This window comes from Ignavibacteria bacterium (assembly GCA_041649015.1).
Classification (GTDB): domain Bacteria; phylum Bacteroidota; class Ignavibacteria; order Tepidaquicellales; family Tepidaquicellaceae; genus CAIKZJ01.
Genome location: JBAZNU010000003.1, coordinates 38,613 through 52,212, shown reverse-complemented (window position 1 = coordinate 52,212; position 13,600 = coordinate 38,613). Strand labels below are relative to the sequence as shown.

The following is a 13,600-nucleotide window of genomic DNA, read 5'->3' as shown; positions in this document are numbered from 1 at the left end:
TCAGGAAACTATTCCCGCCCGTTCATGAGTAAATCCAAAACTTTTCCCGCTACGAAATCAGCAAGGTCGTTAATATCTTTTGGATTGTTTTCGAAAGACGGCATAGCCGGAGCGATTTTACCGCCAGCATCGAGAATTTTAATCATGTTACCGAGTTGAATTTTATTAACCGGAGTTTCACGAGGAACGACAATAAGGGGTTTAGAATACGACATAGCATAATCAGCACATTTAACGATAAGATTCTGACATTCGCCGTTAGCTATCTGTGAGACGTAACTCATAGCACACGGAACAACAATCACTCCGTACGCATTATAAGCGGAGGAGAATATTTCAGATTTAAGGTCGAGATTGCTATGAAAAGAGACAGAACATTTATTGATTATCAGCTCCGGGAAAAAGCTTTGAATGTTACTCTGTGTAAGCTCCATACCGCACTCTCTTGTCATAGTATAATGTCCATATTCCGTAATAATCAATGCTACATTAAAGTTATTTACAATCAAAGCCCGGAGGGTTCTGATGGCATAAATGGCTCCACTTGTTCCGGTAATACCAAGAATAACATTTTTACCTCCACCCTTAAAAGATTTGACTAAGGGTTTTGTTTCCGTTTTAGGAACCGCAATATCGGGATTTTCCAGCTGATCCATTATGTGTATATTTTATTTAAAAATACTATTATCAACAAAATAACAAATATTGTAATTATGAAAAATATAAAATTAGCGAATATGAATATCTGGCTTAGAATAAACACAATTCCAAGCAGTAATGAAACGAGAAGCTGCAGATATTTTGAGGTGTTATTAAATTTTGACGGGGGTACAGAAAAAGGGAAATGCCTATCCAGTTTTGCGAATACAGTGTTAATGAGTACTATAAAGAGAAATATATACAAGAAATTAAAAACAATGTCGACACTTTGTATTTTGAAAGCAATGATGACGCTGCATAAAAATAACACAGGGAATAAGAAGTTAATATAGATAAATTTTAAGACGCCGTTATTAAAAGCATAACGACTTTTAACCGGAAGAGCAGCGTACAGAGAAGAAATGTTTTCGTCTTCATCAAAGCCTATTACAAGATTAGATAATAATATTCTTGATGATATGATAAAGGTCATAGAAATTGCGGGGCTTAAAACAAGCAGGCTTGTATTTGTCATTATTGAAAGAAACAGCATTTCATTCATACCGCTGAAGACAGTGATTACGGTTGCCACTAAGGGTAAAAGCAGCAATGGTATTAGTCTAAGCCTGAGCGCACTTGTATTCTGAAGATGATTTTTAAACAGATTGTAGGAAGCCACCTCAAGATTATTGCGAAGAAATACATTTAGAAACCAATCAGGGTTTAAGGTCAGGGATCTTTTTCTTTTTGGTTGCGAACCGAGGGCATTTATCAAACCGAACAATCGAAAATAATTATGCTTAAGAAAAATGTAGATAAAAACAAAAAGGAGAAAAGTGACTACAATAAATATTAATAAATAATAAATATTGTAGAAGCTAAGCAAAAGGTAATACTGAGGAAGATATTTTATATAGTTTAGATTGAGAAGGTCAGCAGCATTATCAGCAGTATATTTATTCATACTGAAGATAAAAGCTACAAAAAGAATCTGCATTATGAGTATAAGTATTCGGTTTTTTGTTTTTGATCTTATGATAATGATGCTGTTTACGAGGAAAATAAAACCGATAACAAAATAAGAGAAAAGAAAAGAGATTAGAACAAACAACAAGGATTCCGAAATGCTGTGATTATAGAAAAATACATAAACTGCGGGCGGAAATGATACAACGAGCGGATATACAGAAAGATATATAAATGCAGAAAATATCTTTGAGACGAAAATATTTTCCTCTTTAACAGGCAAACCGGCCAGTGCAAGAGCATGTTTCGGAGAAAAGAATAGATCGGCATAATCCGAGACGACCACAAAACCGAGAAGAAACAGGTTTATTGTGAGTGAGGAGAATATAAATGCGTTTATATCAAACTTCTGATAATTACCCAGAGAAATCAAAGTATTAATAAACAAATAAGTAATTATCATACCAGCCAGCTTTCTTATACCTGAATCCTCAGAATTTCTATAATCCAGCTTGAGAAAAACTTTAGAGAGTATTATGTTATTTCTGTTGAACATTCTTTCTATATTCTTTTACGGCATTCAGATGCTCGCTGTAGGTAGTCGAAAAAGTATGCCCTCCCTTTCCTGTTGCCACAAAGAAAAGGTAGTTATGTTTTTCGGGATATAAAGCTGATTCAATTGCTTTTATACCGGGACTGTTGATAGGACCGGGAGGCAAGCCAAAATTTAAATAGGTATTATAGGGAGATTTGATTTTCAAGTCTTCGTTAAGCAGTCTTTGTTTAGGGCCATCGGGCAAGGCATACTGAACTGTTGGGTCAGCTTCAAGTCTCATCCGTTTTAGCAGCCGGTTCGTATAAACACCCGCCACGGTAGGCATCTCCGATACCAGTTGTGTTTCTCCCTGAACAATTGAGGCCAGAGTTATGATTTTAAGAAGTTTATCGGGTTTATTCTTAAGCCCATATTTTTCTACATTTATTACCCGCTTATAGAACTCATTGAATAATTCATAAACAATCTCTTTAGGGGTAATATCAAAATTAAATATGTAAGTATCAGGGAATAAAAAACCTTCAAGGTTTTGGACTTTGCCTTTAAGGCCAAGTATATGTAAAAGCGAATCATTCCGAGTTTCTTTAATAAAATCATTTTCGTTATAATTAAATTTCTTTGAATATATCTTACCAATCTGTCGCAAACTCATCCCCTCGGGTATTGTGATTTTAACAGTGAACTTCAAGGATGGGTCTACAAGAATATCTAAAAGTTCAAGGTTATTAAGCCCGGGTTTAATTATAAATGACTTTGAAATAATCTTATCATCTTTTCCCTGAATTTTTGCTGCTATCTTAAACCAAAATGCACTTTTGATAATACTATCTTTCTCAAGATTTTCAGAGATGATGGAAAATGGTGTCCCCGGCTTGATACGAATTGTTTTATCTTCCGAGAATGTATTGACCTGATAATTAATTTTATATGTTAAGAAAAGTGCGAAAAGAATAATAAGAACAAATAATGACGAAAGAATCAAGAATAAACTTTTAAGAGACAAATCCGGGAAATTTTTGATGTTAAATTTCATTATTTGCCAGTGGTACTGTTCCCGCTATTTATTAGTGAAATCACCTCATTGAGCTGCTCTTTTATTTTCTGATCCGAAGGATTTAAAATTAAATACTTCTCAAGATATTTCTTTGATTCTTCGAACTGTTTATTTGTTTTGTATAAAATACCAAGCTGAAGCAGTGCGTCTTTGTAATCGGGGAAAATCTCAACAGCTCTGAGAAGATAAGCCTCACCATTTTTAGCATCATTATTCATCAGACTTACAATTCCCAAATAAAAATAAGTAAGAGAAGAATTAGGGTCTGTCTGCAAGGTTCTTATTAGAAGCTGTGCAGAGTTTTGCAGCTGCTGTGGATTTCTTGATGATAACCTGTTCTGGACTTCCATAATAATGCTGTTAGAAATCTTTGAAAGGATGTTAGTGCTATTAGGGGTGTATTTGAAAATTTCCATGATTTCCAAGGGTGAAATATCTTGAGTCGTAAAAAGCGGGATTTGATTAACTACCCTATACCATTCTCGAAGAAAAGCAACATAGGTAACTCCACATTTATTGAGATATTGTTTCATTTCTTCGACATAATTCATATCAGAAATTTTAGTGATAAGTTCGGGAGTAACGAGTCCTGCAACATCAACAATTTTTCTTTTACTGTAAAATCCAATGGCGCCGACGTCGTGAGTTGCTATTATATCGTTTTCATTAGTATTGGCAGCAATCCATTTTGCGGCTTCGACCTGTCTGTCATTGATATACTTACACTCATCTATGTAACTTTTCTTATTCTCAAGATAATTATTAAACGTAACAGCCGAGATAATCAGTAAGATTATTATTGTTCCATAGACAGCAAAAGTACGATTTTTAAGAAATGTTCCCAATGATTTAAATATATCCCTGAATCCTGTTGATGAAACGATAATCATAAACGGAATTATCGGCATAAGATACCTACCAAATCTATGAGCATAAGGAAGTTTATACCAATAAATGAACACTAACGCAACGATAAATACTACATAAAGAAAATTAGCATTGTACTTCTTTTTAAATAAGTCAGCAAGAGTGAAATAAAGACCTGCAAAGAATCCTATCATTATAATACCGTAGGATCCTTTTGTAAAATAATCCCATACTTCAAACTTAAGAAACTCTGCGCGACTTCTAAATTCGGGTGCATAATAAGTCAGTTTTGCATTGTATGTATTTGGAAGCAAAGAACCTGAAAGAGTAAGGTTCATTATGAAATAAATCGCAAGAAAAACGGCGGCGATAACGCCAACCTTAGTAAAGTCCTGCTTTGTAAACAGTTTAATTGTCGTATCTGATTTTGATAATTGTTTTTGCAGTAAATAATCAACAGCAAGAGCTCCGATGAATGCAATACCATCGGGACGGGTCCACATGATAAGGGATAAGAATATTCCAAAAGGAACGGTTTTCTTTTGGCGGTAGAAATATGCAGTCGCAACAAGGATAAAGATAAACATTGTTGTTTCCATACCGCTGACAGAAACAAAATTCATCCATTTATCAACAATAAATATTAGTGATGCCAGCAAAGCGTAAACATTTTCTTTGGCAAATTCGAAGGATGCCAGTTTATAAAAGAAGGCTGAAGAAAGTACAAAAAAAGTAATGCCCAAAACATAGCTAAGAACCATCTCGTTCGAAGTAATTAAGAACCCTGCTGCTAAAAGCAATGTGTATATAGGAGAAGTAGAGCCTGCTGTTGCCATTTCATTTTTGAAATATGAAAAGCTACCGTAATCGACAAGATTCTTTGCAAAAGTCAGATGAATCCATGGGTCATCTAGTGGAAAGCCGAGAATATTGTTAGCTCCATTTGCAGAATAAATATAAATAAATGAAAGCAGAAAACTTATAATTGCAATACCAGAATAAATTGCAATCTTAAGCGTTTGATTTGGTTCATATACAAACGAAGTGTCGAAAGCCACTGGAGTTTTAACCTGTTGTTTTTGTTTTTTAGACTTAGCCATTTAACTTATTATCTTTCAGAATAAACAATAAAAATATCAAATTTGAAAAGTATATTCAATTAGAATGGTCTATCACCTCTATAACGAATTTGTGCAGAAAGAACCGACTTTCGAATTCTAATATTTTTTGGAGTCACTTCAACCATCTCATCATCATTTATAAATTCAATCGCACGCTCAAGTGTTAAGGGAATAACCGGTGTCAGTATAATTCCTTCGTCTTTGCTTGAGGCGCGCATATTAGATAGCTTTTTAGGTTTGCATGCATTCACATTTAAATCGTTATCGCGATTGTGCTCCCCGACAACCATCCCTTCATAAACCGCCTCTCCCGGTTTTACAAAAAGCACTCCCCGCGGCTCAAGGTTGAACAAAGCATAACCGGTTGTTTCTCCCTGCCTGTCTGAGACTAATGAACCGGTAAGGCGTACGGGATAGTCACCTCGGTATTCTTCATAACCTTGCAGATAGCTATTCATAATTCCTGTTCCTTTTGTATCCGTAAGAAATTCATTTCTATAACCTATTAAACCGCGGGACGGAATTGAGAACTCAATGCGAACTCTTCCATGACTGTGATTAACAAGGTTAATCATTCTTCCTTTTCGTTGTGAGAGTTTATCGGTAACTATTCCGACGAATGATTCTCCGCAATCTACAAAAAGATGTTCTATCGGTTCAAGTTTTTTACCGTCTTTATGTTTGTATATTACGTTCGGTCTGCCAACGCTTAGTTCATAACCTTCACGGCGGAGTGTTTCAATTAAAATAGCCATCTGAAACTCGCCGCGTCCTTTCACAACAAAACTATCAGTGGTCTTACTTTCTTCAATCCCTAAAGCAACATTACTAAGTGTTTCTTTAAAGAGTCTTTCTTTTAATTTTGCTGACTGAACATATTTACCTTCGCGACCGGAAAAAGGAGACGTATTAATTCCGAACATCATTGATATAGTTGGTTCATCGACAGCTAGGCGCTTAAGCGCTTTTGGTGCATCCTGATTACAAATTGTATCACCAATATGAACATCATCAATACCGGCGACAACAATGATATCACCGGGTTCTGCAGTATCGACTTCTTTGAGCGAAAGTCCGGCATAAGCCTGAAGTCTTGTAACTCTAAGCGGAATTGCCGAACCTTCTTCGTTGATACAAACAAGTTTATCGTTACAAACAGCTTTTCCATTCGCAACTTTGCCTATTGCAAGTCTGCCAACATAATCCGAATAATCCAAATCAGCGACAAGCATTTGAAACGGCTCATCCGGATTATAAGCCGGCGGAGGAATTTCTTTAATTATTTCTTCAAAGAGCGGCTGTAAGTTTTCGCCTTTATCTTCAAGTTTACGTTTAGCAATTCCTTCTTTTCCAATTGCATAAAGAACAGGAAATTCAATCTGCTCTTCAATAGCATCAAGGTCAAGAAAAAGTCCATATATTTCATCGAGCACTTCGGATGTGCGCGCATCTTTTCTATCAATTTTATTAATTACAACTACAATTTTCTTATTAGATTCGAGAGCTTTTTTCAAAACAAAACGCGTTTGCGGAAGGGGTCCTTCTGAGGCATCAACGAGCAGAATAGCCCCATCAACCATCATAAGTGCGCGTTCCACCTCGCCGCCAAAGTCCGCATGTCCCGGAGTATCAAGGATATTAATTTTAACATCGCCCCAGAAGACAGAACAGTTTTTTGCAGCTATCGTAATCCCGCGTTCGCGTTCAATGTCCATTGAGTCCATAACACGGTCTTCAACATCCTGATTAGCACGAAACATCCCGCTTTGTTTAAACATAAAATCAACAAGTGTAGTCTTGCCATGGTCAACGTGAGCAATAATAGCTATATTTCGTATCTTATCATTAAATTTAAGAGTTTTATTCATCTATTTGATTAAATTAGAGTGCAAAATACTCTTTTGAAGACTGATAAAACAGGGATAAACAAAGTGGGAATAAGTTGATTAACGAACACTATATAGAATTTAAAACAAAAATAGAATTCCATATTTACATTTACTAAATGTAAATATAGAATCCCATTCGCTTTCCATCAATAACTTTTTACTTTTAAAACGTCAGTTAAAAGTAACTTTAACAGATGCTTTATTTTGATTTGATTTCAGATTTGGATACACAAAATATGTACCCTTTTTTAGTTGATAACCGATTGCTTCCTCCATTGAGCTAAAGTTTTGCACGAGAACACCATAGCTATCGGCGATCCAAAATCCGTCATTGCTACCAGTAACTTTAACAATAGTAGCAGTAGAAGATAATGAAATTCCGTCGCAATTAAGTTCTGCATTTTTACCCGAAGTACCCTTTGTTTGTTCACCATAGACGGATTGTTGAGAATAGGCGTCAGTAAGAAGAAACAAAAAGAGTAAAATGACGCAAGCAACCAAAGACTTAGCTAGAGTTTTCATTTCCAATATAGTTAAAGTTTATAAAATACGTAGATTATTAATAAATATATAATTAATAAAATATGAAGCAAGTCACAATTCGATGCACCGGAAGAATAAAGAATGCTTAAGTGATAATGCTTATGCCCTTTATTTGTGAATAGAATTACTTTTATTAAATATATAGTTTGGAGAAAAATTATAGTTATGCCGATTGAAAAAGCTTACTTTGTTGCAGACCTTCATGGAAGAAAATCGAGATGTGACAAATTATGCGAGCTGATATACGAAGATATACCCGAGCTTGTACTTATAGGGGGGGATACACTGCCATCCGGTATTTCAATATTAAGCGATGAGAGAACTAACGGAGACTTCCTTGAGGATTATTTGAAAGTAAAGCTTACAAAATTAAGAGAAAAGATGGGAAAAGACTTTCCAACTATTCTTGTAATTGAAGGTAATGATGACCCAAAGATTTTCGAGAAAAAATATGTAGAGTTTGAGGAAATTGGTCTCTGGAAATATATTAACCAAAGGGTCTATAAATACAATGAGTATGATATAGCCGGTTATGCTTATGTACCGCCAACTCCGTTTCTTCTGAAAGACTGGGAGAAATACGATGTTTCCCGGTTTGTTGATGTAGGGTGTGTTTCACCTGAAGAGGGCTTCAGGTCTGAAAAGAAAGAACAACATATAATCAGACATGAAACAATAGCAGAAGACCTTGAAAGACTTGCAGAAGGAATGGATTTTAAAAGGTCTATTTTCCTTTTTCACTCACCACCATATAACACAAAGCTTGACAGGATTAACACAAACGGGAAAATGGTTGACCACGTACAACCTGATGATCATGCAGGAAGCATAGCAATACACAGATTTATTCAGAGAAATCAGCCACTTCTGACACTTCATGGACATATACACGAATCAACGAGCATTACAGGTGAGTGGCATGACACAATAGGTAGGACTTATTGTATAAATGCTTCTACGAATAAAAGAGAACTATCAGTCGTTCGTTTTTCAATAAACGAAGAAACAATAAAAGCAGAATGTATTTTAGTATAAAATTAAATTAATACTTAGTTTTCTGTTTTCATTTTCAATTCGCGCGCCGGGTCAGTTACAGCATTAATCTTAACAGCGTAACTATTTTTATTCTCTATATCTTTGTCGGTGATGATGTGTATATCTAGTAACGACGACATTTCGTAGCCTGTTTTAAGATAATTCGTTTCGGCAAGGCATTTGCCCCAGCCCTCAAACCACACCTCAAGTTCTTTCCTTTGTTCATCATCACCACGGAAATGCACCAACATATCTATATCACTTCCATATCCTGCCGTTGCGTTTTTAGTACTGCCAAACACGTAACAGGCAACTACGCCGAACCTTTTGGGATCAATCTCAGATGCAATCTTTTCTGCCATTCTTAGACGCCATTTCCAATGAACATCCGTTCGTTTTTCTTCGACGTCACTCGGAACGATGTATTGTTCTCCTGTATCGGTTGGAGTTGCAATATAAGCCAAAGCTTCATCGAGATCAGCATTCAGAAGTATCTTTAAAATTTTGCCCTCACATCTTTTCTTAACATCGATAACTTTAATCGTATCGCTAAGGTGTTCATATTCAGGCAATATTTCCTTTAGGATGTTTGAAGAGTTCTTGAGAAAATTTTCATTAAAGAGAATGTTCTCTTCATCAGGATAGAGCGGTATGTATTTAATAGATGCTTCAACAAGGTCCTGAAAGAAATGGGTACCGAAAGAAAGGTCGGGGACGTAATTACCCTTCTTCTTTGCTATTTCAATCAGAACTGAAGTGTTGTTAATATCAGAATAAGACACATTAACACCGAGTTTAATATCACCGCGGCTTCCCCATCTTCCGGGACCCATTAGGATGAACTGACGTTTCGGCAGTATTTTATTCAGCTTGCCAACGGCTCTACCTACTTCCTGGAGAGTTTTCAATTCGGAAATGCTATCATAAGAGTCAGGGTCAACATAAACAACATGCGTTACATCAGCAATGCGACCGTTAGAGATGTGCTTGTTTGCAGTGAATACAATCTGTTCAGGAGGTATATCCTTTGGTATAGGAGAGGGAGTGGTTTTTCCGAAAGCACTTTGAGTCCTGCATTGCAAAAGAAAGAAATTATCTCCGTCTGAAGCAAATTCAATATCCACCGGATACCCAATACATGTTTTTAAAGTGTTCAGAATAGTGTTAATATCTTTAACGAAAGATGTATTGTTGATAAGATTATCAAAAGTAGCAATAGAATTATCGCATTCATCCTGATAATCTACCAGGAAAGTTTTCTTCAACTGACCGTCTTTATAAACAGAAAATATTTTATCAGCGGCCGGATATTCGTTACCGTATTCTTTAAGCAGGTCTCGAATATCAATGGATTCGAATACACTGGATTCGAGATTAATTGCGTCAACTTTGTTCGGAGAATATTTTAATACATCTTCTGCGGTAATATTGACTCTAAGTCCGGGAACACCGGGAGCAACAAGAACGGGGTAATCGTCGCCAATGCGGTCAACAGCTCTTGTACCGAGACCAGGAACGAGTCTTAACAAGCCATCTTCTCTTTTTATTCTCGGAGACCATCTGAACTCATTATGACTAAACGCAACACCAGCAAAAGCCGGCAGATAATATTTACCGACTTTTCTTCCTACGACTTCCTGGACGATAATCCCCATTTGTTCATTATAGTCAAGCAGCCCGCGTTCCGCACGGTATTCTATAGGGTCTGTGTTAAAGATAGAAGCATAGACCTCAGCAATAGCAGACGTAAGTTCTTCCAAACGTTTTAGCTTTGAGCCCTGATTTGCTATAAATAGGCTTTTATATTTTCCCGAAAATGATGAGCCTACTCCGTCTTCAAGCAATGTCGAGCTTCTAATCACAAGCGGAACCTCAGCAAAATTATCGAGCATAGTTGAAAGGCTCTTAATCATATCGGAAGAGAAACTTGAATTTTTGAACAGCTGTACAATATAAGGATACTCCTGTCTGATAATTTCAAAGTCTTTGTATTTATGTTCAAAAACCTCTTCGAGATTATTGTAATGTATAAAATCCATTACTCCGTCAGAAGCGATAAAATAAGTCTTGGGAAGTCTTATCTTTTCGAATAATTCAGGAACCTCTTCTTTAAGTATGTTTGAGGCAAGGAAAAGACCCGATGTTTTACCGCCGAGCTTACCATGACTGTTTGCTGTAAAAATAATATTCTTGAATATTTCATCGAAGTCATGAATTGAAATATACTTTTTAGCAACCGCGATAAAAGTAAGGCTGTCAGAAAGAAATCTTCTGGTAAGCGAGACTCTCAGACTCTTATCAAGTTCACTTACAAGTTTTGTATATTCGGGAAAATTACTTATATAACGGCGGAGTGCGTCGTATATCTCGTTAAGCGAAGAGCCCTGGTCTTCGAGTTTACCGAGCAGATTACTTGACTTTTCTTCCTGAATCCATTTTTCAAGTCTTGAAAGGACCTCATCTTCGCTTAAATGTTCAGATGCGATACGAAACACCTCGTCCGTGATTTCACGGAATTTAAGTTTTGCAAGGGGTTTATTATCATCAATACTGCTGTCAGAATCCTCATTAAACTGTTCGCCGTTTTCTTTCAAAAGATTACCGGCTTCACTGATACCGCTCCAGTAAAGGAGGTTCATCATTTTTCTTGCGATTAGAATGTAAAGATTTCTATCTGTCTCTTTAAGGAGGTCAACTATAGTTTTCCACTTCTTTTCGCTTGCACTTTCAATTATAGCATTTCCATTATTGCCGTAGGTTGAGAAGAGCGTTTTAAGGTTTTTATGAAAAATATACTGACCAATTTTACCTGAAACGGTGTCGAGAAGTTTGCGTTCTTCTTTCATGAAAGGACCTTCATCGGAATCAGATTGTTCGGATTTGTAGAACACTTTTATGTAACCATCGAGTTTTTTATCAATAAAAATATCCGAGACCTGAAACCAATTCGATTCGGAAAAATTTTTGGATGTATAATTGATGTCATCATGATGAATCAAAACGCTTGTATGTTCAGGATACTGCCAACCAGTAAGGATAATATCAGGGAGAGCAGAGAGGACCTGTTTAAGGGGCAGTTCAAAATCTTTGAGAGTTTCTTCTATGTTATAGATACAATTCAGTTCTTTTGCCCTTTCTTTCAGTTCATTCAGAATATTTTCTATTGAAACCTGTTTGCTCATTTTAAGATAACCCCCTTTGCGATTCTGCCGTCAACTTTTATTATTAAAGGTTTTTTAAGTTTTATATGTTTAGTAAAGTTTAGTTCATGTTTGGTTTCTGAATCTAAAGTCCATGACCAATCAATGTTTTCAACCCTGTCGGATTTAATAGAGAAATATAGCACCTGAAAACTATTAATGTTATGAAAAAAGTGAGAACCCTGGCTCAGTTCAACATTAAAGCTGGGAAGCATAGCTTCGATTATAACTTTCGCGTTTGAAATTTGCGCCCATTCAACCGGGATACCCAGCCATTCATCAGAGCTTCCCCATCTGCCGAAACCGGCTAAAAGATACTTGCGGTTTTCAGCTTTCATAATCTTGTTTATTGATTCAAGCTCCAGAGCAATATCCTTCGAGCGGGCTATATCGAAAACTTCCGGCTTTAAAAAAACGACATCATCAATAAAATCCACTACACCATTTCCGAGCACAAAGTTTGAATTGAACAGAGATTCAGTAAACTCATGCCCCTCAATGTTAACCGTCTCGTTTGTAACTGTCATAGGCCTAACCTGCAGAAATCCAAATCGTGGAAGTACTTTCCTGTCATCACTAATATTGACGGCAAATTCAATCTCTACGGCAGCTTCTAAAACATCTTCGCTTACTTTTAATAATTTTTTAATAACGGGATTTAATGATATTATATTCAGGTCAAGTATAGGATTAAAATTTATTACCCTTGGTCCATTTATACTAATACCCGGTTTAATCCTATCGGAGCCCGCATCATAAGTAGAGCAAACAAGGTCGAGGGTACCATCTGTTTCAGCCTCATTAATATCAGTATGTACCATATATTCTTCTTCATTAGCAGGGTCGTACAGGCAGGATTTACTCATATTTACAGCCCAGAACTTTCTTTGCGTATTATCCATCAGGTTACGTATCGAACTAAACGGAGGAGACACATTCGGGTAAGCGGGCGAGAACGTCCATGAAACGCTTCCATCAACAATAGTCTTACCAAGACCCAGAGCAAGATTTACCACACCTTCTTCGGGTTTCGACTTGCCGGTAGTATAGAAATTATAAGAGCGTGCAACACCTGAAATCATCGGGTAGAATTTATCGCCGTATCTATCACCAACAACCTCCTGAATGATAACTGCCATCTTTTCATCTTTGGGGCGTTTATAAACCGAAGCCATGTAGTCTTTTGCTTTTTTAAAGAAAGTAGAGGCATAGACCAGTTTTACGGCTTCAATCAGACGCTTAAACCTTGTATCCTCGTCGAGCTGGTTATTAGAAATCATCTTGGTCGCATATATGCCCGCAAAGGGTTCGTCAACAGCGTCTTCGAACAAACTGGAAGAACGCACAGCTAGAGGGGTTGAAAGATTTGTAACTATAGAGCGCAGGTCACCGACAAGAGCAACGGGAAGTTCTGCTTTCTGGAACTTGTGAGCAACGTAAGTATCGGAATCGTCGGAGTAAACAACGTCGTAAAGATTGTTTAAAACCATGAACTCGTCAAAAAAATCTGTAGCTATAACTGTAAGGCGGGGAATTGTAACAATGAAATCCTTAAACTCCTTGATTTCTTTGTTTTCGAGAAGATGCTTTTTAATAAAAGCTAAACCCTTAGCTTTAGCGCCTATAGAGCCGTTACCAATAATAGTAAAGTCATCGTCGGCATCAAAAAACTTTCTTTGATATCTCGAGAAACTATGGTAGTTACTCATAATATAGTATTATATACAAAA

9 protein-coding genes are annotated in these 13,600 nt (G+C 36.6%); 1 reads left to right on the top strand and 8 read right to left on the bottom strand.

Annotated features, from left to right (window positions below; translation table 11 throughout):
* Positions 1–8: 8 nt before the first annotated feature.
* The 6 genes from WC644_06035 to WC644_06010 all read right to left on the bottom strand — a co-directional run bounded on the left by WC644_06035 (position 9) and on the right by WC644_06010 (position 7,614).
* Positions 9–656, bottom strand: a complete 648-nt coding sequence (locus WC644_06035; GenBank protein ID MFA5011497.1) for a UbiX family flavin prenyltransferase — start codon at positions 654–656, stop codon at positions 9–11.
* Positions 656–2,161 carry a hypothetical protein gene (locus WC644_06030; GenBank protein MFA5011496.1) on the bottom strand — a complete coding sequence of 502 codons (1,506 nt, stop codon included), beginning with the start codon at positions 2,159–2,161 and terminating at the stop codon, positions 656–658. Before WC644_06030 ends, WC644_06035 begins: the two co-directional genes overlap by 1 nt.
* On the bottom strand, positions 2,145–3,194 hold the full coding sequence (gene mltG, locus WC644_06025) for an endolytic transglycosylase MltG (GenBank protein ID MFA5011495.1): 1,050 nt from the start codon (positions 3,192–3,194) through the stop codon (positions 2,145–2,147). The genes WC644_06030 and mltG overlap by 17 nt, the downstream gene beginning before the upstream one ends.
* Entirely contained in the window at positions 3,194–5,182 is a 1,989-nt protein-coding gene (locus tag WC644_06020; GenBank protein ID MFA5011494.1) for a hypothetical protein, read from the bottom strand. The genes mltG and WC644_06020 overlap by 1 nt, the downstream gene beginning before the upstream one ends.
* 59 nt (positions 5,183–5,241) lie before the next feature.
* Positions 5,242–7,071, bottom strand: a complete 1,830-nt coding sequence (gene typA / locus WC644_06015; GenBank protein ID MFA5011493.1) for a translational GTPase TypA — start codon at positions 7,069–7,071, stop codon at positions 5,242–5,244.
* A gap of 192 nt (positions 7,072–7,263) precedes the next feature.
* The gene (locus WC644_06010; GenBank protein MFA5011492.1) at positions 7,264–7,614 is read right to left on the bottom strand and encodes a hypothetical protein; all 351 of its coding nucleotides are present in this window, start codon (positions 7,612–7,614) and stop codon (positions 7,264–7,266) included.
* A 186-nt stretch (positions 7,615–7,800) separates the two neighbouring features.
* On the opposite strand from WC644_06010, the gene WC644_06005 reads away from it, so the two are divergent.
* Complete coding sequence (locus WC644_06005; protein ID MFA5011491.1) at positions 7,801–8,670, top strand: metallophosphoesterase; 870 nt, start codon at positions 7,801–7,803, stop codon at positions 8,668–8,670.
* A 14-nt stretch (positions 8,671–8,684) separates the two neighbouring features.
* Here WC644_06005 and WC644_06000 read toward each other — a convergent pair whose 3' ends face one another.
* Together WC644_06000 and WC644_05995 are read right to left on the bottom strand one after the other, a co-directional pair.
* The gene (locus WC644_06000; GenBank protein ID MFA5011490.1) at positions 8,685–11,852 is read right to left on the bottom strand and encodes a PEP/pyruvate-binding domain-containing protein; all 3,168 of its coding nucleotides are present in this window, start codon (positions 11,850–11,852) and stop codon (positions 8,685–8,687) included.
* A complete protein-coding gene (locus tag WC644_05995; protein MFA5011489.1) occupies positions 11,849–13,579 on the bottom strand; it encodes a PEP/pyruvate-binding domain-containing protein in 1,731 nt (576 codons plus the stop codon). The genes WC644_06000 and WC644_05995 overlap by 4 nt, the downstream gene beginning before the upstream one ends.
* Positions 13,580–13,600 lie beyond the last annotated feature (21 nt).